Below are 26434 nucleotides of genomic sequence, written 5' to 3'. Positions count from 1 at the left end.
TCGGCACGGTCGCGCATCGCGAGCGCGCGTCAGACGACGGGCAGCGCCAGCGGCCCGACAAGCAGCGAGACCACGCCGGCGATGGCAAGAAATGGACCGAAGGGGAAGGGATTCTCCCGGTCCATTTTTTTGAGCGCGATCAGGGCGAGGGTCGTGACTGCCGCGACGACCGACGAAACCAGGATCATCTCCAGCAGATGGCCGGTACCAAGCCAGGCGCCCAGCGCCGCGAGCAGCTTGAAGTCGCCGAATCCCATGCCTTCCTTTCGTGCCAGCAGGCGAAACGCCCAGTACAGGACCCAGAGCACGCCGTAACCCGCTGCCGCGCCGAGCACGGCCGATGCGAGCGGAGCGAACGTGCCTTGCACGTTGACGAGCAGGCCTGCCCAGAGCAATGGCAATGTCAACACGTCTGGGAGCAACTGGTGCTCCAGATCGATCATGGCCAGTGCCACGAGCAGGACACATAATCCCGCCGCCGCCGCCCCCTTGAAGTTGATACCGAATACTGCCAACGACGCGCCAATCAGAGCGATGCACATCACGATCACCCACCAGAGCCTCGCAGTGCCCAGCGAGGCGCGCAGCGTGATCGGCGGCGCCGGAGCGAGCACCGGTGTCTGCACCGACGTGTGCCCGAAAGTGCCGAGGTAGTCCTCAACGTCCGCGTGAAGGCGTCGCTCGACGGCCCAGGGAACGTGACGAATGAGCGCGTCGGCGCTCAGACCGGCCACCAGGCCGGTTGGAATGGCGATGAAGGGGATCGAAAATTCCACGCGAGCGTGTCTGCGATTGAGTGAATGGGGGGAGGAGCACGCCTGGCATCGAGATCCGCGCGGGGCGCAATGTGCCGTGTTCAAGCCAAATGCGTGTCGATCGGAATACCGGACTTCAACGTGAGCGTCACGGGCGTGCGCTCTGCAATCTCGGCCAGGCGTGCCTTGCCGGCGTCGTCCAGCCCTTCGATCGCCAGTGTGCGCTCGATTCGACGCTCGTCGCCGCCGACGATGCGTAACGACACGTCAAGCGACGTCAACGGCCAGCCTTTACGCTGCGCATACATCTTGAGCGTGATCGCGGTGCAGGCGCCGAGGCTGGCAAGCAGCAGGTCGTACGGTGCAGGACCGACGCCCTGGCCACCGAGTGCCGGTGGCTCGTCGGCCGTCAGGGAATGACCACCGACGACGATGTCGGTGCGATATGGTGTCGATCCGATGTGGGCAGTGCCGTGCGTCATGGGGTGGGTTTCCTTGGGCGGAGAGAGCGGGAGAATCCGAGACCGTATGCGACATTGTAAGAGCCGTCGCACGAATCATCGCAGAAGTAATCATCTGAAATCTACCTGCCCCCGCCCGTTACGGATCGTTACCCGATTTCCCTGGCTTCGCGCAAGCCGATTTCCTATAGTCTCGACAGTGGCAGCCAGCGTTTTCCGGTGCTGCCGTGCGGCCCCGAAGGGGCATACGATTCCCCACTTGCAGGAAGGTGTTCCATGGATGTTCAGCAACTTGTTTCCGAATTTCTGGCCTCGGAGCATGGCGATCAGGCGACCCAGGCGCTTGCGGCCCAGGGCATTAGCGGCGATGACGCCCAGCAGATGTTGAGCGAGGCGACGCAAGCCGCTCACGCCAATGCGGAAGAGCAGGGAGCGGGCCTGATGGGCGAGCATGCCGGAAAGAGTTTCTTCGCCGCGTTCGCCGCCGGTCTCGTGCGTGGTGACGGCTTCCTCAAGTCGCTGGGGGAAGGCGGCGAAGGCGTGTTGACGGGCCGCGTTGCCGAGTCGCTTGCCGCCCGCATGGGGATCGACCCGGCGACGGCATCCACTGTCGCCGCGGCGGCCACCCCCTATATCGTGTCGTTCCTCAAGGAGAAGTTCGCCTGAGCCGAACATCGGCTAGCGCTCTCGGCGTCATCCGGGAGCATGATGCAAAAAGGGCTGCCATATGTCGCCATATGCAGCCCTTTTCGCATGCCTCCGGCTCTGCTCAGCCCGGCGACGCGCGCCAGATCTGTTTGCGGTTGGCCAGCAGCGGAATGACCCCGATGGCGATGCCGCCCATGCCCACGACATTGGTCACCCAGTCGAATGTTGGAATACTGTAGAGCGCAATAAAGAAAAGGAACAGGCCGCTGGCCACCGGCCAGATCACGTGGGTCACGGCTGTCCACGGCCCCTTCGTGATCGACTTGCGGTAGTACCACCCGCAGGCAAGCCCGGTCAGCCCCAGGTAGAAGCAGATCTGGAAACCAATGGCGGTGATCGAATCCTGCAGGATCACGTTGATCGTCGGCAGGTACGAGGACATCAGCAACAGCGCCATGCCCGCGACCCAGATGAAGAAGATGGCGATGTGGGGCGTTTGCCAGCGCGCGTGCAGGCGCGCATAGCGGTGGTGGAGCGCGCCGTCGCGGCTCTTGGCGAACAGCGTGCGCGTGAACTGCAGGACCTGCGTCTCGACCGTGCCCACGGTGCTCAGCAGCACCGCGACAATGGCCACGTAGCCCCACGTTTGACCAAAGAGCTTTTCCGAAATGGCGAAGATGATATTCGTGTTGTAGTGCTGGATCTCGGCGTCGGACAGGCCAAGCAGCGTGATGACGATGAAGACGAGGAAAAACACCATGAGGAAAACCATCGACCAGAAGGCCGCGCGCCCGGGGGTGCGGTTCGAGTCTCGCGTCTCCTCGCTGAGGTTCATCGTCACGTCCCAGCCGTAGAAGAAGAAAATCGCCACCAGCGCGCCGTTGGCGAACTGCGCGGGCGTGAACGCCAACGGCGAGAACCAGTGCAGTTCGAACGGATGTTGGGGGGCGTGCGGGAAGACCAGGAAGCTCGCCACGATAATCGCCAGCAGGATCACGCCTTCGACGATCGTCATGAGCACCTGCACATAACTGGTGAGCTTGATTCCCTTGACGACCACGGCACTCACGACGGTGAGCCACGCGGCGGCGATCAGCGTCACGTAATGGACGTTGTTCATCATCGGCCGATCGAAGATGAGCAGCGTGGCGTTGGCCGCCGGAATCATCGCGGACACCATGAACACGCAGCAAAGCACCAGCAATGCCCACCCGGCAAAGAAGCCGAGCGTGCGGCCGAACACCATGCTGACCCATGAGTAGGAGGTGCCGGCACTCGCGACGGCGCGGTTCATATTGATGAACGCGAAGGCGATACCGAACATGATGAGCCCGCACACCAGAATACTTGCGGCAGAGAGCGTGCCGGACGTGCCGATGATGGTCGACGTCGTGATCTCGATGCTGTAGGCCGGCGCCGTGCCGGCAATGCCCATGATCACTGACTCCACGAGGCCCAGCGAATTGGCGTTGAGCTTGACGGGCTGATCCATGGGTGTTCGACTCGGCGTAGTTGACGATGGCTCCTTTTACTCTCACCTGAACCCGCACGCAAGTAGGGACTTGCCAGACTATCGACGCTTTCTCCACGCGGCCCCGTTGAACGGCGCGGGGCGCACGCCGGCGTGCGGGCGAGGCGGGTCAGCGCCCCCGGATCATCGCGAGAATCGCCGTCGAAAGATCGCTGCCGGATTCTCCGACACGGTCGACGGCGTCGAAATGGTGGCCGTCACGCTGGCGCACGACCTTGACGTCGAGCCCATGATCGTCGAGCCGCGTCTGGAATTGCGCCTGAAGCCGGTGAAATTCGTCGGATTCGTCGCCACCCACACTGAGAATATAAGGCAGCGGCACGGGGGGAAGATGATGGATGGGACTGAAGTCGGCCACTTCGGACGGATCGAGCCGAACCGCCTGGTTCAGATAGCACAGACGGATCGGCTCGAGGTCGTAGAGCCCGCTGATGGCACACGCCCCCTTGATCAGGTTCGCGGGGGCATCGTAGACCGTCCAGTCGGTGCCGGTCAGCACCGCGGTGAGATGCCCGCCCGCCGAACTGCCGCATACGTACAGCGCATCGCGGTCGATGCCGAGCGCGGTCGCGTTGCGATACAGGTGCAGTAACGCCCGGCGATTGTCCTCGACGATGTCGCCCATGCGCACGTTCGGTGCAAGGCGATAGTTCACCACGGCGAAGTTGATGTCGTTGGCCTGATACAGGCCTGCGAGCGCGCTGAAATCGGACTTGTCGAGCGACTGCCAGTACCCGCCGTGAATGAACACCAGCGTTGGCCGCCCGGTGCGCTGCGCGGGGAACAGGTCGTAGGTCTGCTTCGCGTCGTCGCCATAGGCGACATCTTCCCTGAACGTCGTGGCGCGACGGAAGGCTTCCCCCGTGCGAGCCCAACGCGAGAATATCTCGAGATGATCAGGAATTCCTGCGCGTACGTTGTACTGAAGGTCGAGCGCCTCTTGATCAAACGAACGGTAAACCGGCATGCTAGCCTCACTCATCGAAATGGAAGTCGAATTCGCGCCGCGTGGTGGCGACGCAATGTCCGAATCTAAGAGAGGTGCGCCCCAGCCGCGCGCGAACAAGTGTCAATCGATGCCGAGGTTACGCCATGTTTGGAAAAAGTGAGAACCGGGACGACTATCAGCGAATTCCGCGTCCGGTGGGTGGCATGGCGCGCGACTTGCCCGATCGGTTCTTCATCGACGATCACGAGCACGTGCGTGGGCAACTGATCTACGCAAGCTCAGGCTCCATCGTTGTCACCACGTCCAAGGGGACGTGGGTCGTGCCGCCGCTTCGTGCCGTCTGGGTGCCGCCCGGCGTTCGCCATTGCATGCAGGCCGTCGGCGCCATCGAAATGCGGACGCTGTACTTCGACCCGGCGCACTCGCCGCTTGCAACGGGCGACTGCTGTGTCGTGTCGGTCTCGGCGCTGCTGCGCGAGCTCATCGCGGCGGTCACGCGCATGCCGCTCGATTACGCGCTCACAGGCCGGGATGCCGCCGTCGTGGATCTGTTGTTTCACGAGATTCGCCCCGTGGGCGTCGAGCCGTTGCATCTGCCCATGCCGTCGGACGAGCGCATTGCGCGCATCTGCCGGTGGATCCTCGCCAATCCGGCGGAAGAGACTTCCGTGGCGGCCTGGAGCAAAGTCGTCGGAGCTAGCGAGCGGACCATCATCCGCCTGTTTCCCGAGCAGACGGGCATGACCTTCACACGCTGGCGGCAACAGGCCCGGCTGCTCGAGGCGGTGCAGATGCTCAGCGCCAATCGCCCGGTCACCGACATTGCCTCGTCGCTGGGCTATGACAGCACCAGCGCTTTCAGCGCCATGTTCCGAAAGGCGCTCGGCTGCACGCCGACGGAATTCTTCCGCATCGACGCCGCCTGACGCCAATCGGCGTCGGCGCGACAAACGTCGGCGTTGGCGCGACATTTTCCGTAGACCGGATCGCCCAGAATGAATGGCCGCCGTTGCGGCGCCATTCAGGAGATCCCATGAACGTCTACGAACGCATCACCGCCGCCGGGCTCGAGCTGCCGAAACTCACGCTCGCACCGGCCCCTTTCAAACCCTTCAAGCTGCATGGCGATACGCTGATCGTCTCGGGACAGCTGCCGGTGCGCGACGGTGCGCCGGTCTGCGTTGGCAAGGTGCCGTCGGACGTCAGCGTCGACGACGCGCGACTCGCCGCGCGCCTGTGCGTCATGAACGTGCTGGGCTGGGCCCACGTGGCAACAGACGGCCGGCTCGAGCGCGTCGCAGGCGTGTTGCGGGTGGGGGGCTTCGTCGCGACCTCGGAAGGCTTTGCCGACGCGCCGTCGGTCATCAATGCCGCGTCGGATCTGCTGACGCACATTTTTGGGCACGCGGGCGAGCACGCGCGCATTGCCATCGGGGTGGCCAGCCTGCCGCTGAATGCCCCCGTCGAAGTCGAAGCGACCTTCGCGCTGGCGTCATGAAGACACGCACGGGGTTTGCCGACGTGCTGGTCGGCATGCAGTACGGCGACGAAGGAAAGGCCAAGATCGTCGACCGGATCGCCGGCGACTATGACATCGTGGCGCGCTTCAACGGTGGCGCGAACGCCGGGCATACGGTGCAAACGCCGCAAGGACAGGCACGGCTTGCGCAGATCCCCTCCGGCGTGTTTCATCCGGGCCTCTCGCTCTACATCGGCTCCGGATGCGTCGTGAACCTGATAAAACTGGCCGATGAAATCGCATCGCTCCGGGACGCGGGGACACGCATCGACGGGCGGCTTTACCTCAATGAACGCTGTGCGGTCATCCAGCCGATGCACCTCGACTTCGACGCCAGGCACGGTGCGGGCATCGGAACGACGGGCAACGGCATTGGCCCGTGCTATGCCGACCTGGCACTGCGATGGCACCGCGGGGTGCGCTCGGTCGTGCAGGTTCGCGATCTCGTGGCCGATGACGCCGGCGCCTTCGAGCAGATGCTTCGATACGCGGCGCAGTTCGACGACGCACCGGCCGCACGCGCCGCCACGGCAGACAGGCTCGCGCGCATGCGCGCCGCCTGGCGAACATTGCGGGAGACGATTGTCGTGACCGACACGCTCTGGCTGACGCACCGGGTCAAAGCCGGGGCGCGCGTGTTATTCGAAGGGGCGCAGTCGGTCATGCTCGATGTCGCGGGAGGTGAACAGCCCTACGTCACATCGAGCCATACGGCGCCGGCGTTCGCATTCGTGGGGGGCGACCTGTCCAACCGTTATCACCGCAAAACGATCGGCGTGGCAAAAGCGATCGTCTCGCGTGTGGGCGAGGGGCCGTTTCCCACCGAATTCGGCGGCGAGCGCTCCGCCCGGTACTGCGCGGACGCGGCGCTACGCGGCACGGGCTGGCGCGAGGAGCGCGACCGCTTCGACGCGGCGTCGATGCTCGCGTCGGAAGACGACTTCGACATGGGAATCGGGCTGCGCATGCTGACCGGCGAATACGGCACGGGCAGCGGGCGGCCACGGCGCCTGGGGTACCTCGACCTTGCGGCGCTCGCGAACGCGGTTGAGCGCCATGCGGTGGACGAGCTCTATCTGAACAAATGCGATTGTCTTTCGTGGTTTGCGAAGACGCATGCGGGAGAGGTGCCGGTCCTGGGCATCGCCCTATCCGAGGGCGGCCGAAGTGTCCCCGCGATTCGCCGTTTCACGGCGTTCGAAGCATTGCCGCGAAATGTCCGCCGCCCGGAAGATCTGCCGGGCGCACTCCAAGCACTGCTGCAAGCCGTGGAACAAGCCACGTCATGCCGCATTGCCGGGATCGGCCTGGGCCCGGGCCGCGACCAATTGCTCACCCTTTCAGAAGGAGACGGCGCTCATGACGCCTGACTATCTCGATCCCGAAATGCGCCGCACCGATCTGGCGTGGACCGACTGGCCCGCCATCGAAGCGTTCCTGCGCGACGAACTGATCTGCCGGGTGGCAGTCAACGACTCACCGTATCCGTATGTCGTCCCGCAGAGCTTCACGTTTGCCGGCGATGCCTTCCTGATTCACTGTTCGCGCTTCGGAAAATTCGCAAAATTGCTCGCCGAGAATCCCCGCGTTACCCTGGTGGTCGACCGTCCGGTCGCGTTGCTCAAAGCGCCAAAAGGGCAGAACACGAGCCTGGAGTATTACAGCGTCATTGCGCGATGCAAGGCGGTCATGCGCGAGCAAACGCAAGACGTCATTTCGCATCAGAATGCCGCGCTCGAAAAATTCCGGCCGGAGAAGGATTACACGCCGATCGAGTCCGGTGCGGCGAATCAGATCGTGGCCATCCGCTGCGAAATCGAACGGCTGAGCGCCAAGAAGCGCATCCTCGCCGACGGCCAGTATTCGCCGCCGGGACAGCCTCAGGCGCCGTACATGCGCTTTCCCTTCGAGCGCGGCGCGTCACTGTCCGGCCTCGCAGACGACGCGTTTGATCCTGACCGATTTCGTCCTGCGAAGTAGCCGCATGCGAGCGCTCCGATGAATCGGTCCGCAGGGGCTCGGCATGCACATGGTCGGGGCGGCATACCCCTTGCCATCGTGCAGCGGGCCGCAGGATTGCTGATAAGATCGCCCGCATGGATTTACTGGCCGCCATGCGCATCTTTGTTCGGGTTGTCGAGCGGGGCAGCATGTCCGGTGCGGCACGCGATCTCGGCATCGGACAGCCCGCCGTCAGCGAACGCATTGAACGACTGGAACAGTACCTCGGGGTACAGTTGCTTCGTCGCAACTCGCGCGCGCTCGCCTGCACGGATGAAGGGCTGTTGTTTCATACGAGGTGCCAGCATGTGCTGGACGCTGCCGAGGAGGCTTGCGCGGCCGTCGCCAAAGGTGCGGACGGGATCTTCGGCACGGTGCGCATTGCGGCGCCGCAATGCTTCGGGGGCGTCGTGCTTCCCCGGGCGCTCCTGCGCATCCGGGAGCTGCACCCGCGATTGTGCATCGAGCTCGTCCTGAACGATCTCGTCGTCGACCCGGTGACCGAGGGCGTGGACATGTCGCTACGGCTGGGGGCTACGGGCGAGGGAAACTTCATAGCGCACCCCCTCGGCCACGTGCGTCGAATGCTGGTATGCGCGCCGGACTACCTCGCCCGCCATGGCGACATCGCGTCCCCCAGGGATCTGGCAAACCATCCGTTCATTCACGTCAAAGGGCAGTTCAATAACGAGCACCTGCCGCTGATCGGTGCACGACAAAGCGAAATGCTCGTCCCCATTCGCCCGTGCATCGTCGTCAGTCACTGGCGGCCGATGTACGAAATGCTGCTGGCCGGCGCCGGGGTGGGAGTGGTTCAGGAACCTGCTTGCGCGGACGCCCTTGCCGTCGGCCGTCTCGTTCGTCTGCTTCCATCGCACGCCGTGCCCGCCGTTGAACTCAATGCTCTCGTCCCCGCCGCGCGGCCCGTGCCATTGAAAACGCAAGCGGTCGTGGCGATCCTCAAGGCGCACTTGCCGGGGGCTGCCGCGCTGGGAACCAGCCCGTTAACAGGGCCGGGCCAGCCCATCTGAGCCGGGCGCAACGCTCGCGCCGCACCAGCGCCGATCGGCGCTTTCAACGATCTCTTGGTTTTTCCAATACGTGTCATCGGTCGCGTCGGCCAGCCACGCCTTCCGCTTCGACACTAGCCTCATGTTGGCCAACGCCTTCCGTCTGGTGCCCATCCGAACAAGGGTGCAGGGGGGCAATTTCACATCAACGATGGGGATCGAGAACGATGGGAAAACCAATCAGGATTGTGAGAAGCGAGCGGTTCGGAGCGCATGGGACGGCCGCCAAGCAAATCACTTACCGGGAAGTGCCCGCGCGCAGCACTCGTCATCGTTTGCTGCACGCTGTCCTGGGCACCGCTGCGTTCGGCTGTCTCGCAGCGTCGTCCTGCGTCCAGGCCACCACTTATACCACTTACTGCCCGTCAGTTACGCCCGGTGCAGGCCCGGACGGCATCGTTCGAGGCGATTCCGCCAAACCAGTCGACGGCACGGGCATTTGGTCGAACGTGATCGGATGCTCGGCCAGTGCCAGCGGCAAACTGGGCGTTCAGGTGATGGGCCCATTTTCGACTGCCACGGGTAACGGTGCCGTTGTGATCGGGTTCAGCACGACCGGCGCGCAACGGGCTACGGCCGTGGGGATGGCGGCGCGCGCCACTGGCATGGGGTCGACGGCACTCGGGCAATGGGCGAGCGCGACCGGCACCGGAAGCATCGCGATCGGTGGAAGCGACGCCTCCAACACGGCGGCGGCGGGCGCACAGGCCCCGGGCACGAATGCGATTGCGATCGGCGGGGAGTCTCGTGGGACCGGTGCCAGCGCCATCGCGCTGGGCAGAAATGCCATCGCCACCAATGCGGGTGACGTGGCCCTCGGTGCTGGCACCAGGACCGCCGTGGCCGTCGGCACGAGCGGCACGACGCTCGGTGGCAAGGCATACACGTTCGCGGGCGCAACACCGTCGGGCACGGTCAGTGTCGGCGATACCGGCAAGGAGCGGACCATCACCAACGTCGCAGCCGGTCGGGTCGACGGCACCAGCACCGATGCGATCAACGGCTCGCAATTGTTCGCGACATATCAGGCGCTGCTGTCCGCGTCACCCGCCGCAGGCGCCGTCGAGTACGACAAGACGCCTGAGGGCACCATCAACTTCAGTCGCGTGACGATGAATCCGGCCGGATCCCCCACGACCGTTACCAATGTCGCGCCCGGCAAACTGAGTCCCTCGAGTACCGATGCCGTTAACGGGGCGCAGCTCTACGAGACTAACCAGAATCTGCGAAACATTGCCGGCGATGCAGGACAAGCCGGCACAGACGCCAACGGTGTCGGTATTCGCTATGTGCGCACAAACGACACGGGGCTCGATCGCAAGGACGCGTCGGCACGGGGGCAGGGCAGCACCGCAGTCGGGTACAACGCCCTGGCGGGTGCGGCGAGCGCCCTCGCCGTCGGAAGGGAGGCTCAGGCGACCGGTGCGCAAGCGATTAGCCTGGGCAATGGCAGTGTCGTAAGCGGTGCGCAGGCGGTGAGCCTGGGGGGATCGAACATCGTCAGCGGCGATGGCGCAATCGCGATCGGGAGTCGGAATGTCCTGGTACCGGCGAACGTCCTCGCACTGGGTAACGGCATCGCGGTACGCGACGCGACTCTTGCCGGCGCGGTCGTCCTGGGCAACGGATCGACCGCGACCGCTGCGGTGCCGATTCAGGGGCTCGTCGTCGACGGGATGGTCCATTCGTTTGCGGGCGGCCACCCGGCGCCCGGCGATGTGCTGAGCATCGGCAGTGTCACCGCGCCGCGCCAGATCCAGAACGTCGCGGCTGGCCGCCTGACGCAGGACAGCATCGACGCGGTCAATGGGTCGCAGCTGTACGTGACCAATCAACTGGTGCGGGCGCTTGACGAGGCTGTGAAAAATATCGGCGAAGGCGGCAATCGCGCCAAGTACTTCAATGCGAATGGCGGCGTGGCTCCGCCGCTTCCCGATTCACTTGCCGCGGGTCCCGGCAGCGTGGCCGCCGGACCGATGGCGCTCGCCAAAGGCGTCGATTCCACCGCCGTCGGCAACGGTGCAATTGCCGGCGAGGATGGCGACGTTGCGCTGGGCGCGGGTGCCCTCGCGGCCCAGGGCAGACAACGCTATGTCGGTGACTATTCCGGCGCGATGAACGACACCGTGGGCTCGGTCGCGGTGGGCGCCGCGGGCGCGGAGCGGACCATCAGTCATACCGCCGACGGCCGCTTCGATACCGACGCGGTGAACAAGCGGCAACTGGACGGCGCCGTCAGTCGAGCCGTCGCGCTGGCCATCGGCCTTACCAATCAGACGCTGGTCAAGAGCAGCAACTCGCCCGTCAGCCCGGCCCCCCCCATCACGCGGCGCGACGGCAGCCTGAACGAGATGCGGCACGATATCGCGCATCGCATGGATGGCAACGGCGAGATGTTCAAGATCAATCCGGGCAAGACGATCCAGCCGCCAACCAGGGCGTCCGGCGAAAACTCGATGGCCGTCGGCGCCGGCGCCGAGGCGTCCGGCGAGAACAGCGTCGCTGTCGGCAATGGCGCAAAGGCGAGCGGCAACCATTCGACGGCGCTGGGCAATGGAAGTCGCGCGTCGGCGACGCAATCCGTTGCGCTCGGCTCGGGCTCGGTGGCGACCCGCGACAACACGGTTTCGATAGGCATCGCAGGCGGGGAGCGGCAAATCGCCAACGTTCGGCCGGGAACCGCCGGAACGGATGCCGTCAACGTCAACCAGCTTCGCGCCATTCACCGCGACTTCAGTCAGCAACTCGCCGGCGTGCGAGGGGACATGCAGCATCTGGAGGGAGAACTCAGCGCCGGCATTGCGGCCGCGATGGCCATGGCAGGACTGCCTCAGGCAACCGAACCAGGCAAACACATGTTCAGTTTCAGCGGCGCCACCTGGCGGGGAGAAGGCGGTCTGGCGATGGCATTGTCGTCGGTTTCCGCGGATGGCCGGTGGGTGCTGAAGGGCGTGGCGAACACGTCATCGCGCGGGGACGTTGGCGCGTCGGTGGGCGTGGGCTTCCTGTGGTGAGTCGCATTGGGAGACGGCGCTCGTATTAATCCGTGTTCACTTTTGGGGGCACCCAAAAATAGCATCTTGGCGTAACTTCGATTGCGCACGACATTTTCCAGCGCGCCCCTCCGCTTTTGGCGTCCGATATTGATGTAGGCGGTGCCGATCCCGGGACCGACCGACGAACAAAACGGCTCGGACCGAAACGGAGGAGGGCGTATGAAAATGAATTCGATTGAAGTAGGCCGCATCACGGCAGCGCAGCGCCTGGAGCGACTGCCGGTATGCGGGTACCACCGATGGTTGTTTCTCGTGATTGCGCTGGCGTTCTTCTTCGACAACATCGATCTGGCAACGATGACATTCGTGCTGGGCTCGATCAAGACGGAATTCGGGTTGTCGAACGTGCATGCGGGGATGATCGGCAGCGCGAGTTTCGTCGGCATGGCGATCGGCGCGGTGTGCTCGGGCATGGCCGCCGATCGTTTCGGGCGCAAGCCGGTGTTCCAGATCAGCATGGTGGTATGGGGGGCGGGCAGCCTGCTGTGCGCGAGCGCTTCCGGCCCGGTCGAACTGGGCGTGTTCCGGCTGCTGCTTGGCGTTGGCATGGGCATGGAATTGCCGCTTGCCCAGACGCTGCTGTCGGAGTTCATTCCGACTGCGCGTCGCGGCAAGTACCTGGCGCTGATGGACGGCAATTGGCCACTCGCGTTCATCACGGCCGGGTTGCTCTCGTATGCGGTACTGGCACACCACAACTGGCGTGTTCTGTTCGCGCTGGAAGCCATTCCCGCCTTGTTCCTGTTCGTGATTCGGCGGTACGTGCCGGAATCGCCGCGATGGCTGGAGTCGCAGGGACGCCATGCGCAGGCCGACGCCGTCGTGGGCGCGGTCGAGACTTCGGTGATGCGCCGTCTCAAGCTCGATGTGCTGCCGCCGATCTCTCCTGCCAGCCCCGACGCCCAGACGCAGGCGCGGGGCATGCGGGTCATCTGGTCGCCGAGCTACCGGCGGCGCACGGTGGTTGTGGGCACGCTCTGGTTCTTCGCGTTGCTGGGATTTTACGGACTGAATACGTGGCTCGGCGCACTTCAGCAGGCGGCGGGCGCCGTGGTGACGCAATCCGTGCTCTTCACGGTGTACATCTCGCTGGGCGGCATTCCCGGATTTCTCGCCGCCGCCTGGGCCGTGGAGCGTCTCGGACGAAAAGCGACCTGTGTCGGGACGCTCGTGGGCGGCGCGTGTGCGACGTATGCGTTCGGTCAGGTCCTGGTGACCGGTGCGGCGCCCTGGTCGGTCTATGCGGCAGGCGCGAGCATGCAGTTCTTCGCGTTCGGCATGTGGGCGGTCCTTTACGCCTACACGCCGGAGCTGTTTCCCTCGCGAGCTCGCGCCACCGGTTGCGGGTATGCGTCGTTCTGCGGACGCATCGGGGCGCTGCTCGGGCCTACGCTCGTGGGCGCGATCGTGACCTGGTCGACAAGCGGCATGGTGTTTGCCTTCGGCGCCGCGTGTTTCGGCGTCGCCGCCGTGTGCGTCTGGTGCTTTGGCGTGGAAACGCGGGGCGTTCAGTTAGAGGCGGTGTCGCAGTGATGCCGCACGCGTCGCGCGCTGTTATCTGATCTCGCCTGCGATGCGCGTCGCGCCGGCCGCCCGCCCACCAGAGCTCATCATCCGTCCCGGCAAGGCGGGCACTCCATGCCCCAGCGGAAGTGGCCGCTTCGCAGCAGGATCGGCGCGCCCTGACAGAGCTTGAGATAACGCGCCGTCATTTTCTCGATCGACGGGCGGTGGGCGCGGAAGGCAACCATCAGGTCTTCGGCATTGATGGACTTGGCGTCGCAGTGGTCTTCGAGCGCCTCGGCCGAAATGGCACACACGATTCGCTTGCCGTCGCAGTCGACGGCAAACTCGATGGTCATGTCGTCGGCGTTGTAGACGGCGGCGACGCGGGGGAACTCAATCTTCACGGCCAGGCTCCTGTGGCGGGGGACGATGCGCCGACGCGAGGCCCGCGTCGGACAGGCTCACCTGCTCCATGAACTCCACGACATGGCACGGCCAATCGAAGCGCTCGGCAATGCGTCTGCGCAAACTGTCGGACGCCGCCGGCTCCCCGTGATTGACAAAAATGTGACGCACAGGCCGGTCGAACTTCGCGAGCCAGTTGAGCGTCTCGGCATAGTCGGCATGCGCCGACAGCGTATCGAGCTGTACGACTTCGGCCGTCACATGAACATACTCACCAAAGATCTTCACCTCGCTTGCGCCGTCGACCAACGTCGATCCGCGTGTGCCGGGCGCCTGGAATCCGGTAAACAGGATGGTGTTGCGCCAGTTGCCCGCCATCGCCTTGAGATGGTGCAACACCCGGCCGCCCGTGGCCATGCCGCTTCCCGCGATGATGACCGACGGCATGGCCCGCGTATCGAGCCACTTCGATTGGTCGACGCTCGTGACAAAGGTGGCCGCGCCACACATTTGCGCGCATTGCGCCTGGTCCAGTCGCTGGTCAGCCAGATGCGCCGAATAGACGCGGGTCACGTCGATCGCCATCGGGCTGTCGAGAAACACCGGTATGTCCGGGATCTCGCCGGCCGCCTTCAGTCGGGCGATCCAGTACATGAGGCTTTGCACCCGGCCCACGGCGAACGCCGGCACGATCACGGTGCCACCGCGTGCGAACGTCCGGTGCAGAATCTCGGCGAGTTGTCCACCAGGATCGGTGCGGTCGTGCAGACGATCGCCGTAAGTGGACTCCAGCACCAGATAGTCGGGCGTCTCCGGATTCGCCGGCGCCGGCATGATCGGGTCGTCGGCCCGGCCAAGGTCGCCGGAGAAAAGGATCTTTGTCGCGCCGACGTCGAACTGCGCCATGGCCGCGCCAAGAATATGACCCGCGTGGCGGAAGGTGACCTCGATGTCGGGAGAAACGGCGAAAGGCGTGTCGAACGCCCTCGGCTTGAGCAGCCCGATGGCCCGCCTGGCATCGGCAGTCGTGAAGAGCGGAAGGGCGGGGTGATGCTTCGATTTGCCGTGCCGATTCAGAAAGTCGGCCTGCTCCTCTTCCAGATGGGCACTGTCGAGCAACATGATCTCGCACAGATCGCGCGTGGCCGCCGTGCAGTACACCGGGCCCTGGAATCCATAGCGAGCCAGCACCGGCAGGTATCCGCTGTGATCGATGTGGGCGTGAGTGAGCACGACGGCATCGAGACGATGCAGATCGAATGCCGGCGGCGCCCAATTGCGCGCTCGAAGGTTCTTGATGCCCTGAAACGCGCCGCAATCGACCAGCAACTGCTTGCCCGCCGCCGAAAGCAGCGTTTTCGATCCCGTGACCGTTCCGGCCGCGCCCAGAAAACTCATCTGCATGGGAACACCTCCGACAGGGACCGGAGCGAATATCGTCTCCGGCACTGAGAGCATAGCCGTCCTGGAGCGAATCGCCCGGTCACGCGCGGCGCGACGTTGATGTGAGTCAATGCCGCGTCGCGTGCCGACACACGGCGGGTGCGCGTGGCGCTACTGTCTAATCGCCAGCGTAACGTCAGCACAACGCCGGGTGAATCACGTCACCGGCGAGCGTCACGCGTATTCACTGAACTCTTCCTGTGAGGACGACGCAATGTCTCATCGAATCCTGCTTGCCACGGACGGCAGCGAGACCTCATGGCACGCCCTGCACGAAGCGATCCGGTTTGCCATGCCAGACGATGTTGTGCGAGTGGTCAACGTCATCGACGATCCGTTCACCCATTACCAGGCGGCGTTTGCCGCCTACATCGACCTTGAAGCGATTCGGGAGGGTCTGATCGCCGAGGGCCAACTCACCCTGGCCGACAGTTACAGGAAACTGCACGACGAAGGCCTGCAGGCCGACACGCGTTCGATCGATCTGCGCACCTGGGGCGGCACGGTCGCCGATGCCATTTTGCGTGAAGCCCAGCGATGGCAAGCCGATCTGCTGATCCTGGGCACGCACGGGCGCAGGGGCTTTCGGCGTCTGATGATCGGCAGTGTCGCCGAGCAGGTGCTGCGCCGCGCGCATCGCCCCGTCATGCTGGTCACGGGAGCGGATGGCGCGACGCCACGCGCGGCGGGCCTGCCGACGGTCACCGAGGAGGGCGGACATCATGTATGAACGAATCTTGGTCGCTATTGACGGCAGTCCGACCGCTGACGCCGCGTTCGATTACGCATTGACCATGGCAAAGGCACGCCGGGCGCGGCTGCACGTGCTGTTCGTGGTGGACATTCCCGTTGCCTATGTCACTGACGCCGATCCGTTTCCCTTTATCGAAGCGCTCCGGATGCAAGGGGAGAGCATGCGTGAACTGGCCACGAAGCGGCTCAACGAGGAAGGCGTGAGCGGGGACGTGGAGATTCGCGACCTGCTGCCGCTGGGCGGAGACGTGGCGGTGCAGATCAACGCCGCCGCCGACGAGTGGCAAGCCGACCTGATCGTGATCGGCACGCACGGTCGACGGGGCTTCCGACGATTGGCGCTGGGCAGCGTTGCGGAAAACTGCGCACGGCAGGCGCACCGTCCGGTGCTTCTGATCCCACCCACAGGTGTCGAGTCTCCCGAAGTCCCCGGAAATGCGCTATAGACGCCACCTGTCGAACGCGTCGGCCAGAGGCGCCACGCCGCGTGTAGAATCGTTTTCATGGACGCCCGGGCACGGGCGTACGTGGGTATTGCACATGCAATACATCGAACGGGGTACACGACAGAAAGGCGGGCAAATGACTCGCATCATCGTTGCGGACGATCACACGCTGGTACGGGCAGGATTGCAGCGCATCCTGGCCGGCAATGAGGCCCTGGAAATTGTGGGCGAAGCATCGAACGGCGCCGAGGCGATGTCGCTGCTTCAGACCACGCCATGCGATGTGCTGCTGCTCGATCTTTCGATGCCCGGGCGCAGCGGCGTCGACCTGATCGCCCACATCAAGGCCACGTTCCCCCGGCTCGCCGTGCTCGTGTTGACCATGCACGGCGAAGAGCAGTATGCGGTGAGGGCGCTCAAGGCCGGCGCCGCGGGCTACCTGACCAAGGAGAGCGCACCGGCGGAACTGGTGAGCGCCGTGCGCAAGGTGCATGACGGCGGGGTGTACCTGAGCCCATCGATGGCCGAACGAATCGCCAGGGATCTGGCGAGCACGATCGACGAAGGCCCGAGCTTCCGGCGCCTGTCCGACCGGGAATTCGATGTCTTCCTGATGCTCGCACGCGGCCTGTCGCTTTCAGACATCGCGGACAGCCTGTGCGTGAGCGCCAAGACCGTGAGCACCTACAAGGCCCGCGTCCTCCAGAAGCTCCAGCTCAGAAGTCAGACGGAACTGGTGCATTACGCGATCCGGCACGATCTGCTTCGCGACAATCCCTGAACGCACCGTTTGTAGTCCAATGCCTACAAGCTGTCATCGCGGCTGACACGACGTCGCGCCACGCGCTTATTTTTTTTCTGCCTGCTCTCTCCAATACTTCAAGCGTGATGACTTGACTTGAGGCCGTTGCGACGGAGTTGCCATGTACGCCCCATCTTCCCTTTCGAACCTTTCGCCCATCTCCCCGATTTCGCCGTTCGCACCCGGTCCCCGCGAGCCGGCCGAACCCGCCGAAATCGCTGCGCGAACCATCCGGATCCATCGCGCCTTCGATGACGTCGATGCCAGCGCCCCCCGTTGCAGCACTTGCCTGCTTCGGCAGTTCTGCCTGGCCGAAGGCCTCTCCGACGAGTCGGCCCGCCGGCTTGACTGCGTGACGCGGGTGCGCCGCACAGTCCGGCGCGGCGAGGTGCTGTTTCGACCGGGCGACACGCTGGAGTACATATACGCGGTGCGCGCAGGTTCGTTCAAGACCGTGCTGACGCACCCCGACGGGCGCGAACAGGTCACGGGCTACCTGATGGGCGGCGAGCTGCTCGGTCTGGCCGGGATTGCCGGCGGCCGGTATGTCTCCGAGGCCGTTGCCCTCGAAGACAGCCAGGTATGCGCCATCCAGTTCGCCGAGCTGGAATCGATCGGCACGCAGGCGCCTGCTGTACAGCACCAGCTTCACCGCCTTATCGCCGCCGGCATCGTACGGGAACAGCAGCAGTTGCTGCGCCTGGGCACCGCCCGCGGCGAGGCCCGACTGGCGAGCTTTTTGCTGGATGTGTCCGCCCGGCTGGCCGCGCGGGGCTACTCGCCGAACGCCTTCCTGCTGCGCATGACGCGTGAAGAGATCGGCAGTTTCCTCGGGCTGCAACTGGAGACCGTCAGCCGGATGCTCTCCCGAATGCAGGCACAGAACGCGCTTCGCGTTCGCCAGCGCGAGATCACGCTGCTCGATATCCGGCAGTTGACCCTCATGGCGAACGCAACGCAGTCCTGACGGCGGAACGGGACGGGCCGCGTATGCGGCACGAGACATAACCACACGTACGGTACGTACGAGACTTGGCGAGGCGCGGCCGCGCGAACCGGTATGCGAGCGATGCAACTCTCCAGGACAGACCACACGTTGCGGCTGGTGGACATCCCGGTCCCCACGCCAAGTCCCACCCAGGTCCTCATCCGGGTGAGCGTGTGTGGCGTGTGCCGTACCGATCTGCACGTCGTCGACGGCGACCTTCCCGACGTTCCCGACAAGATCATCCCGGGGCATGAGATCGTCGGCACGGTCACGGCGCTGGGGGATCGCGTGCAGGATTTTCGGATTGGCGACCGTGTCGGTGTCCCGTGGCTCGGGGCGACGTGCGGGTCCTGCCGGTTCTGCCTGAGCGGGCGCGAGAATCTGTGCGACGACGCACGCTTCACCGGCTACACCCTCAACGGCGGCTATGCGGAGTACGCGGTAGCCGAGTCCCGGTTCACGTTCCGTCTGCCTGATCGCTACGATGACGCCACCGCGGCGCCGCTGTTATGCGCCGGCCTGATCGGCTATCGCTCGCTTTCGATGACCGGCAACGCCCGCCGACTCGGCATTTATGGATTCGGCGCGGCGGCGCACCTGATCGCGCAGATTGCCAGCGCGCAGTCCCGCGAGGTCTACGCCTTCACACGCCCCGGCGACGTACAGGGGCAGGCGTTTGCACTGGCCCACGGCGCCGACTGGGCCGGGCCGAGCGATGCGCCGGCGCCGCGGTTGCTCGATGCCGCCATCCTCTTCGCCCCTGTCGGCGAACTGGTTCCCCAGGCGCTCGCTTCGATGGACAAGGCGGGCGTCGTCGTCTGCGCCGGCATTCACATGAGCGATATTCCGTCGTTTCCGTACCGTCTGATCTGGGGGGAACGTCAGGTTCGCTCGGTGGCGAATCTGACCCGAGACGACGGGCTCGAATTTCTCAAACTTGCCGACACGATCAGGCTGAAGGTGACAACGCGCGAATACCCGCTGGAGCGGGCCGGCGAGGCGCTCGACGATCTACGCCGAGGCGCATTCTCCGGCGCGGCGGTGTTGCGGGTCGGGGCGTCGTGAGACCGGGACAGGCACGTTCGTTTGTCTCTTCGGGCCTGGCAAAGCGGGGGAGGCCCTCAAACCGGCGGGGCGCCGGGTGAGGGCGGCTTCTCCAGCGGAATCACGGAGGTAACGACGGTGCCGCCCTCGGAAGGACTGCGGACTTCGAGCGATCCGCCGAGCAGGCGAGCTCGCTCGCGCATGCTGATCAGTCCCAGCGCGTCGGGCTTGGGCCGGGTGGGAGGCAGGCCCCGGCCATTGTCGGAGATGCGCAGCCGGCATTCCCGATCGCAGGACAGTTCGATCGTGATGGACGTCGCTCGCGCGTGTTTTGCCACGTTGTTCATCGCTTCCTGAACGATTCGGAACAACGCCGTCGCCACGGCAGGCGGAACGGGCGGCAGGCCCCGCGCGCCCGTGACATCGACGGCGACGCCGTAACGCCGCGCGAAATCCTGTGCGTACCACTCGATCGCCGGACCGAGCCCGAGATCGTCGAGCATCGGCGGGCGCAGCTCGGCGGCCATCTGTCGCACGGCGCTGATCATCCCGTCGATCGCCAGCTCGATGCGTTTCACATCGGCGCTTGCCGGGGCATGGCCGTCGAGCGTGCGCTTGAGCATTGCGGCGTCCATTTTCAGCGCGGTGAGCCGCTGGCCAAGATCGTCGTGGAGTTCTCGCGCGATGCGCAGCTTTTCGTCCTCACGCACTTCAAGCAAGCGGGCGTTGAGCTTTTCCAGTTCGATCCGGGAGTTCTGCAGGGCGTTCGCCATCTGGCGCTGTTCGGTCACGTCGCGCAGCACCACCGTGTAGAACTTCCCGGCCGCGTCGGCGCTCTGGGAAATGGACGCCTCCATCGGAAACTCCTCGCCGTCGGAGCGCAGCCCCCACAGCGGCCTGCCGCGCCCCATGAGGCGCTCCGATACGCCGGTCGCCCCGAATCGCTCGATGTGCCTGAAGTGAGCATCGCGGAACCGCTCCGGGATGAAACGCCCCAGCGGCTCGCCAATGGCTTCCATGGCGCTGCACCGGAAAACGCTCTCGGCCGTCGGGTTGAAGATTTGGATGCGCTGCCATTCGTCGATGGTAATGATCGCCTCGCGCACCGACTGGATGACGCTGAACAGCCGGCCGTCGGAGCGCCGCTTGTCGAGTCCCTCACGCTCGGCCACCGCCCGGGCATGCCGTCGTGACATCAGCGCGACCGCCCAGGCGAACAGCGTGGCGGCACTCATGATGATGCCGAAAACGAGCGCCCAACTGGCCATGCCCGCGCCTCGCAATGCGGCAAATTCGCCGGATGCCGTGTAGGTGAGGTCCAGACCCGCCCTGTTGGCGTAAGGCAGGTGCGTCGTCGCGCGATAGGTGGCGGACGGCCGCGGCTCAGTCGGCGGGCGAGGGGCCAGACTGTCGAATACCGGCTGGGGCTGATCCGTCGCCCCGGCCGCGGCAATGGTCAGCGTCAGGTCGTGCAGGAGCGGGCCGATCGACGCGTGCACCAGCATGTCGATGTCGGCGATGGCGTAGGCGCATGACGGCGGCGCGCTGGCGTTGGCGAGGAAAACGAGATAGGTGCGCCCGGTCGACGGCGACTGGCGCGAGAACATGCGCTCCCCCGCGCCGGCCCCACCCGATAGATCCAATGCCGGTATCGCGCCTCCCATGGGGGAATACGCGGCCACCCGACGGATGCGGTCGCCGCTGCGCTCGCACTCGCCCACGCTGACCAGGCCGGGCAGGCGCTCCGCGAGCCGCATACGCTGTGCGTACGTCGCCAATATCGTGTCGGTGGGCGCGGGCAAGTCCGCCAGATAATCCGATGCCCCATGGACCGCGTCGCGGTAGGCGCTCAACGCGCTCGCGAGCTTGTCGGTGGCGGTGCTGGTCCGTTGCGAGAAGCGTGCGTCGACATTGCTGTGCAATACGGAGCGCACCGTCAGCCAGTTAGCCGTCGCAACGCCTACGCAAAGCAGGCACACCGCAGCGAATAGCAGTCCGTCGGATTGTCGAATGGATCGAAGCATGCCAAGCAGCGTTTTGGCCATCATGTCGCCCGAATTCGATGCAACGGCATCGGATGGTGCCGTTGTATCACCGTTTGTCCGAATTTCCCATACGCGTCATTCCGTAAATCGTCCCGCCGGTGCAACAGCGGGCAATCCGTGGTCCATCCGCCGGGCAGTGGGCGCCGCTTCGACGCGGCGCCTCGGGGGGCGGCCTTGATCCGCGTCAATCGACATGCGCCAACGCCGTACTAGGCTGGAAACAGATCCTCTCGCCCTGGAGTGACGCCATGACCTATCGGACCTTGCTGGTACACGTCGACAACAGCGCGCGCTGCCGCGCACGTGTCGAATTGGCTGCGGACTTTGCCTTTCGGTTGCCCGCGCACCTCACGGGGATCTACCTGCCGTTCCATCCACCCGGATTTCCCGATGTCACGGGTCTGGCCGGGGCAGGCCTGCCGCCGCCGCCCGTTCCCCTGAGCGATCCCGAACGCCTTGCGAACGCCGAACGGATGTTCATGGACCTCTGTCGTCGTCAGGCGCTGAGTCCCGAGTGGCTCACCCCGAAATACGATGAGATCCGCGAGATGCGCACGCACGCGCGCTACGCGGACCTCGTGATCATGGGGCAGGAGGACGTCACCGATCCGGAATCCTCGCCGACTGTGGGCTTCGTCGCTTCGGTCGTGCTCGGTGGCGGCAGGCCTGTCCTGATCGTGCCTTACGCCGGCAAGCTCCCCAAGGCGTTCAACAACGTGCTGCTCGCCTGGGATGGCGGACGTGAAGCAGCTCGCGCGGCCGTCGACGCCATGCCGTTTCTGCGCGCGGCCAAGCGTGTCGATGTCATGCATGTGAGCCGCGGCGATCGCGCCGACGGACTCGGTCCGATTCCCGGACTGGACATCGGCATGTTCTTCGCCCGTCATGGCGTTCAGGTCAATGTCACACCGGAGCGCGGCGCCAACGACGTCGCCGTGGCCGAGGCACTGCTCTCGCGCGCCGCGGACATGAACACCGACTTGATCGTGATGGGGGGATACGGTCACTCGCGCATGCAGGAATGGGTGCTGGGCGGCGTGACCCGCACCATGCTCGAGAGCATGACCGTGCCCGTTCTGATGTCGCATTGAATCCGTCTTGCAAGGAGCCATGCCATGAAAGCGCTCGTATTTCACGGTCCCCAACAGATATCGCTCGAAGATCGGCCCATGCCGGAAATCCAGGACCCGACCGACGCCATCGTGCGCGTTCTGAAAACGACGATATGCGGCACCGACCTGCACATCCTGAAGGGCGACGTGCCGACGGTCGAGCCGGGCCGGATCCTGGGCCACGAAGGGGTCGGGGAGGTCGTGCAAACGGGCAACGCCGTCACAGCCTTCAAGCCCGGCGACCGGGTGTTGATCTCATGCATCTCGTCGTGCGGCAAGTGCGCGGCCTGCCGGCGCGGCATGTATTCGCATTGCGCCGCCGGAGGATGGATTCTCGGCAATCGCATCGACGGCACCCAGGCCGAATACGTCAGAACCCCGCACGCCGACACCAGCCTTTACCACGCGCCGGACGGCGTGGACGACGACGCGCTGGTCATGCTGAGCGACATTCTGCCCACGGGCTTCGAATGTGGCGTGCTCAACGGCAAGGTGCAACCGGGCAGCAGCGTGGCCATCGTCGGGGCGGGACCGATCGGGCTCGCCGCGTTGCTCACGGCGCAGTTCTTCAGCCCGGCCCAGATCATCGTCGTCGATCCCGACCTCGCGCGGCTGGAGGTGGCCACCCGATTCGGCGCCACCTCCGTGATCTCGCCCACAAGGGAAGATGCGGCCGAGGCCGTCAGGCGCCTGACCGGCGGGCAGGGCGTCGACACGGCCATCGAGGCGGTGGGCGTACCCGCGACATTCGAACTTTGCGAGGCGATCGTCGCCGCCGGGGGCATCATCGCCAACGTGGGCGTGCACGGCCGCAAGGTCGACCTGCATCTCGAATCGCTGTGGGACAGGAACATCAGCATCACGACCCGTCTGGTCGATACCGCGGCAACGCCGATGCTGCTCAAGACCGTGGCCTCGGGGCGTCTGACGCCGGGTGCACTGATCACTCACCACTTCTCGCTTGCCGATATCCTGAATGCCTACCGGACGTTCGGCGATGCGGCCAATACACATGCGTTGAAGGTCATCATCGCGCCATAGTGCCGTGCAGGGTTGGTCGGAGGCGCGCAGGAGCGCAGGGACGTTCCCCGACGCGCCGCCGGCGGTCGGGGCTCATTGCACCTCATGGCGTCTCAGGCAGGCTGTCGAGCAGGTCGCGAACGGCGTCGGCCAACAGCGGGGTCACATCGATCGCGTTCGTGGCGTGCGCGACCGAATTGCAGGTCACGACACGACCGGCGCCCGCGGCAATGAGTTCGTCGACGCTCACGCCGTCGAACAGACCGTGCACCGCAACGCATACGGGACTTCCGAACCCCGCTTTCACTAGCGCGCCGACGGTAGCCAGCATGGTTTGGCCGCTGGCGAGAATGTCATCGACGATCACCGGGTTCCGGTGCGCGAACTTCGCCGGCACGTGCAGGCTCACGTCCACTTTCCTGTCCGCCTCGCGTGTCTTGCGGGCCACGACCGACGGGGCACCGATGCGGCTGGCAATCTGGGCGATCCAGGCCTCGCTTTCCTCGTCGGGGCCCACGATCAGCGGATCGGCTACGTTTTGCACGATCCAGCTGGCCGTGGCGGCAACACTGTGCGGCGCACGCACCGGGATCGGGTAGACGACCGACAGCGAGGGGAGCCTGTGCAGGTGAGGCTCGATCGTCACCAATCCGTCGAACTGCGCGCCGAGCAATCGGCCGAAACTGTAGGCGGAGATCGATTCGCCCGCATGAAAACGGGCGTCCTGTCGCAGATAGCACAGGTACGGCGCGACGAGAACGACGTGCCGCGCGCCGAGGTCTCGCGCCGTGTCCGCCGCGAAGATCAAGGGCAGCAGCTTCGCGTCCGGCCGGTTCAGCGAGCACACGATGACGATGGCTTTTCCGCTCAGCGGTCCCTCCATCGACACCATCTGTTCCCCGTCGGGGAAGCGATGGACCTCGAGCCGCTGCATGGGAGACTCGATCTGCGCGGCAAGCGAGCGGGCCAGCGTCTCGTTGCCGGGCAACGCGTAGAGCGCGACGTCTTTCATGATTCCCTCACTGCGACAATGCCGGGGAAGCGGCAGGCGTATTCGAATGCGTATTCGAGCTCGCCACGGCTTTCGGCGTAAATGGTGAAGAGCGGCTGGCCGGTTGCGACCATGGCGCCGATCGGCGCCTCGTAGACGACCCCGGCGCGCGCGGCTGTCGGCGCGCCGGCGAGCTTTGCCACGCGCGACAGATGCCGGTTGTCGACGGCGGTGACGGTACCGTTGTGTCGAGCGGTCACCGGCCGGCTGTGGCGTCCGACGACCGGCTCACGCATGCCGCCCTGCGCTTCGCAGATCCGCTGGAACTGCTGCCAGGCGAGCCCGCTGGTCAGCGTGCGACGGGCGCTGGCCAGTCCGTCGCCGGGTAGGGCCTTGCCGCCGATTTCGAGCAATCGGCCGGAAATCTCGAGGCTCTTGTTCATCAAGTCGGACGGCGCACGGCTGAGGTTCTGAAGCACCGCGAGCACATCGCGTGCCTCGAGGCTCGGCCCGATGCCCCGGCCGACCGGTTGTTCGCCCTGACAGACGTAGGTGTCGATCTCGAGCCCCAGGGCGCGGCCGATCGCGCGCAGGCGCTCGGAAAAGAGCGCGCTCGCGTAACGCGTGCGGATTTTCGCGGTCTCGCCGACCGGAATGTCGATCAGGGCATGGGTCGCGCCGACAGCCAGCTTCTTCGACAGGATCGACGCCATCATCTGGGCCTCGCTGTCGAGATCGAGCGGGCGCTCCACCTGAATCAGAATGTCGTCGGCGGGACTCAGGCCCGCGGCGCCCCCGAACACGATGCAGCCCCCCACCTTGTCGACGACCTGGCGCATCTCCTGCGCGCTGAGGTCGACTGGCGCGAGCGTCTCCATCGTATCGGCCGTGCCGGCGGGCGAAGTGATGGCGCGAGACGATGTCTTGGGCATGACCAGTCCCTGCGAGGTCACGATCGCCACGACGATCGGGGTCGTCCGGTTGCCAGGCAGTCCGCCGATGCTGTGTTTGTCTATGACCGTATCGGCTTGCCATTGCAGCGTTTTTCCGGTGGCCACCATCGCGCGCGTGAGCGCGATGATCTCGTCGTCGTCGAGCCGGTTGCCGGTGCAGGCGGTCAAAAACGCGGAAATGTGAATCGACGAGTAACGGCCCGCCGCAATATCGCCGATCACTTCGTCAAGTGCGGCGGGGGTGAACGCCTCGCCGAACATCCGGCCCCGGACGTGCCGAAACGATTCGACCGGTGGCATATGCCGCACCCGAACCCATTCGCCTTCGTCCACTTCCAATGCCAGCAGGGCCGCCTCGCTCAAACCGATTTCGTCGAGCTCCAGCCAGTCGCCGATGACCGTCTGAAGCGTGGCAACGACGGTCACGTCGCGGAAATCCAGTTGCAGGCGGGTCTGGGCCGCAAATCCTTCGGAGCGACAGATCAGGCTGTCGCGACGAAGGTACGCCACCGCTTCGCGCAGCGTATCGACCTGCATGCGTCTCGCACGCAGGCGGCGTCCGGTCAGCGGCGCGCCGTCTTTCGATGCCGCATCACGATCCTCGGCGGCAGCGCGATGCGCATGGACCGCGACGTCGGGCGTTCGTTCAAAGTCGTCTGGCACGGTGAGTGGTCCTTGCAAGTGACGGAGGAGGGCGCCCGGCAGGCATCCTTCGATACGATGCCCGACACGTGCCTGTCTGCAAGACTAGTTCCGATTCCGCGTGGGGCCCGCGTTGTTCGTTCCGGGCTTGATGCGTATCAAGCCCCGCAGCGCGCGGCGAAACATTCAGGGAGACAGTGCACGGCAATCCGGGACAACCTCGCGGACGTTGAGATATGTCAAACACGGCTATGCGCGGCGGCGCTAAGGTGGAGTCATCGTCGGTGCGGGTTG

General features: G+C 65.1%; 24 protein-coding genes. 15 read left to right on the top strand and 9 right to left on the bottom strand.

Annotation, left to right across the window (positions count from 1 at the left end):
• Positions 1 to 29: 29 nt before the first annotated feature.
• Positions 30 to 776, bottom strand: a complete 747-nt coding sequence (locus W930_RS31040; protein ID WP_023595973.1) for an A24 family peptidase — start codon at positions 774 to 776, stop codon at positions 30 to 32.
• 80 nt (positions 777 to 856) lie between these two features.
• On the bottom strand, positions 857 to 1237 hold the full coding sequence (locus tag W930_RS0106005; protein ID WP_023595974.1) for an OsmC family protein: 381 nt from the start codon (positions 1235 to 1237) through the stop codon (positions 857 to 859).
• 255 nt (positions 1238 to 1492) lie between these two features.
• Between W930_RS0106005 and W930_RS0106000 the strand changes: the two genes are divergently transcribed.
• Complete coding sequence (locus W930_RS0106000; RefSeq protein ID WP_023595975.1) at positions 1493 to 1882, top strand: hypothetical protein; 390 nt, start codon at positions 1493 to 1495, stop codon at positions 1880 to 1882.
• Positions 1883 to 1985: 103 nt separating this feature from the next.
• Here the strand turns inward: W930_RS0106000 and W930_RS0105995 are convergent, their stop codons facing one another.
• Both W930_RS0105995 and W930_RS0105990 read right to left on the bottom strand, forming a co-directional pair.
• A complete protein-coding gene (locus tag W930_RS0105995) occupies positions 1986 to 3356 on the bottom strand; it encodes an APC family permease (RefSeq protein ID WP_023595976.1) in 1371 nt (456 codons plus the stop codon).
• Positions 3357 to 3504: 148 nt separating this feature from the next.
• Positions 3505 to 4362: an alpha/beta hydrolase gene (locus W930_RS0105990; RefSeq protein WP_023874357.1), complete on the bottom strand. Its 858-nt coding sequence runs from the start codon at positions 4360 to 4362 to the stop codon at positions 3505 to 3507.
• Positions 4363 to 4487: 125 nt separating this feature from the next.
• Here W930_RS0105990 and W930_RS0105985 point away from each other — a divergent pair, with 125 nt between their 5' ends.
• The 7 genes from W930_RS0105985 to W930_RS0105950 all read left to right on the top strand — a co-directional run bounded on the left by W930_RS0105985 (position 4488) and on the right by W930_RS0105950 (position 13523).
• A complete protein-coding gene (locus W930_RS0105985; protein WP_023874356.1) occupies positions 4488 to 5270 on the top strand; it encodes a helix-turn-helix domain-containing protein in 783 nt (260 codons plus the stop codon).
• 107 nt (positions 5271 to 5377) lie between these two features.
• Positions 5378 to 5842: a RidA family protein gene (locus W930_RS0105980; protein WP_028730856.1), complete on the top strand. Its 465-nt coding sequence runs from the start codon at positions 5378 to 5380 to the stop codon at positions 5840 to 5842.
• The gene (locus W930_RS0105975) at positions 5839 to 7233 is read left to right on the top strand and encodes an adenylosuccinate synthetase (RefSeq protein ID WP_023874354.1); all 1395 of its coding nucleotides are present in this window, start codon (positions 5839 to 5841) and stop codon (positions 7231 to 7233) included. Before W930_RS0105980 ends, W930_RS0105975 begins: the two co-directional genes overlap by 4 nt.
• A complete protein-coding gene (locus W930_RS0105970; RefSeq protein WP_023874353.1) occupies positions 7223 to 7843 on the top strand; it encodes a pyridoxamine 5'-phosphate oxidase family protein in 621 nt (206 codons plus the stop codon). The genes W930_RS0105975 and W930_RS0105970 overlap by 11 nt, the downstream gene beginning before the upstream one ends.
• Before the next feature lie 116 nt (positions 7844 to 7959).
• Positions 7960 to 8895: a LysR family transcriptional regulator gene (locus tag W930_RS26285; protein ID WP_023874352.1), complete on the top strand. Its 936-nt coding sequence runs from the start codon at positions 7960 to 7962 to the stop codon at positions 8893 to 8895.
• 314 nt (positions 8896 to 9209) lie between these two features.
• Positions 9210 to 11948 (top strand): YadA-like family protein, encoded by a 2739-nt coding sequence (locus W930_RS26280; protein ID WP_158516335.1) that lies wholly within the window; start codon positions 9210 to 9212, stop codon positions 11946 to 11948.
• A gap of 201 nt (positions 11949 to 12149) precedes the next feature.
• Positions 12150 to 13523, top strand: a complete 1374-nt coding sequence (locus tag W930_RS0105950) for an MFS transporter (protein WP_023595985.1) — start codon at positions 12150 to 12152, stop codon at positions 13521 to 13523.
• Between the two features lie 77 nt (positions 13524 to 13600).
• On the opposite strand, the gene W930_RS0105945 is transcribed toward W930_RS0105950, so the two are convergent.
• Positions 13601 to 13900, bottom strand: a complete 300-nt coding sequence (locus tag W930_RS0105945) for a DUF1488 domain-containing protein (protein WP_023595986.1) — start codon at positions 13898 to 13900, stop codon at positions 13601 to 13603.
• Entirely contained in the window at positions 13890 to 15305 is a 1416-nt protein-coding gene (locus W930_RS0105940) for an MBL fold metallo-hydrolase RNA specificity domain-containing protein (RefSeq protein ID WP_023874349.1), read from the bottom strand. Before W930_RS0105940 ends, W930_RS0105945 begins: the two co-directional genes overlap by 11 nt.
• A 253-nt stretch (positions 15306 to 15558) precedes the next feature.
• Between W930_RS0105940 and W930_RS26275 the strand changes: the two genes are divergently transcribed.
• From W930_RS26275 to W930_RS0105915, 5 genes are all read left to right on the top strand, one after another.
• Positions 15559 to 16074 carry a universal stress protein gene (locus tag W930_RS26275; RefSeq protein WP_023595988.1) on the top strand — a complete coding sequence of 172 codons (516 nt, stop codon included), beginning with the start codon at positions 15559 to 15561 and terminating at the stop codon, positions 16072 to 16074.
• Positions 16067 to 16543 (top strand): universal stress protein, encoded by a 477-nt coding sequence (locus tag W930_RS0105930; protein ID WP_023595989.1) that lies wholly within the window; start codon positions 16067 to 16069, stop codon positions 16541 to 16543. Before W930_RS26275 ends, W930_RS0105930 begins: the two co-directional genes overlap by 8 nt.
• A 136-nt stretch (positions 16544 to 16679) precedes the next feature.
• Entirely contained in the window at positions 16680 to 17324 is a 645-nt protein-coding gene (locus W930_RS0105925; protein WP_023595990.1) for a response regulator transcription factor, read from the top strand.
• A 142-nt stretch (positions 17325 to 17466) separates the two neighbouring features.
• Positions 17467 to 18312 (top strand): cyclic nucleotide-binding domain-containing protein, encoded by an 846-nt coding sequence (locus W930_RS0105920; RefSeq protein ID WP_023595991.1) that lies wholly within the window; start codon positions 17467 to 17469, stop codon positions 18310 to 18312.
• Positions 18313 to 18405: 93 nt separating this feature from the next.
• Positions 18406 to 19398: a zinc-dependent alcohol dehydrogenase family protein gene (locus W930_RS0105915; protein ID WP_023874348.1), complete on the top strand. Its 993-nt coding sequence runs from the start codon at positions 18406 to 18408 to the stop codon at positions 19396 to 19398.
• Between the two features lie 56 nt (positions 19399 to 19454).
• Here W930_RS0105915 and W930_RS26270 read toward each other — a convergent pair whose 3' ends face one another.
• A complete protein-coding gene (locus W930_RS26270; RefSeq protein ID WP_023874347.1) occupies positions 19455 to 21425 on the bottom strand; it encodes a PAS domain-containing sensor histidine kinase in 1971 nt (656 codons plus the stop codon).
• A 245-nt stretch (positions 21426 to 21670) separates the two neighbouring features.
• Here W930_RS26270 and W930_RS0105905 point away from each other — a divergent pair, with 245 nt between their 5' ends.
• Together W930_RS0105905 and W930_RS0105900 are read left to right on the top strand one after the other, a co-directional pair.
• Positions 21671 to 22513: a universal stress protein gene (locus W930_RS0105905; RefSeq protein WP_023874346.1), complete on the top strand. Its 843-nt coding sequence runs from the start codon at positions 21671 to 21673 to the stop codon at positions 22511 to 22513.
• Positions 22514 to 22537: 24 nt separating this feature from the next.
• Entirely contained in the window at positions 22538 to 23575 is a 1038-nt protein-coding gene (locus W930_RS0105900) for a zinc-dependent alcohol dehydrogenase family protein (protein ID WP_023595995.1), read from the top strand.
• Positions 23576 to 23657: 82 nt separating this feature from the next.
• Here W930_RS0105900 and W930_RS0105895 read toward each other — a convergent pair whose 3' ends face one another.
• The gene (locus tag W930_RS0105895) at positions 23658 to 24566 is read right to left on the bottom strand and encodes a ribose-phosphate diphosphokinase (RefSeq protein ID WP_023874345.1); all 909 of its coding nucleotides are present in this window, start codon (positions 24564 to 24566) and stop codon (positions 23658 to 23660) included.
• A complete protein-coding gene (locus W930_RS0105890; RefSeq protein ID WP_028730855.1) occupies positions 24563 to 26065 on the bottom strand; it encodes a thymidine phosphorylase family protein in 1503 nt (500 codons plus the stop codon). Before W930_RS0105890 ends, W930_RS0105895 begins: the two co-directional genes overlap by 4 nt.
• Positions 26066 to 26434 lie beyond the last annotated feature (369 nt).

It is taken from the genome of Pandoraea sp. E26 (assembly GCF_000681415.1).
Taxonomy (GTDB): Bacteria; Pseudomonadota; Gammaproteobacteria; order Burkholderiales; family Burkholderiaceae; genus Pandoraea; species Pandoraea pnomenusa.
This window is presented reverse-complemented; position numbering and strand designations above follow the sequence as displayed.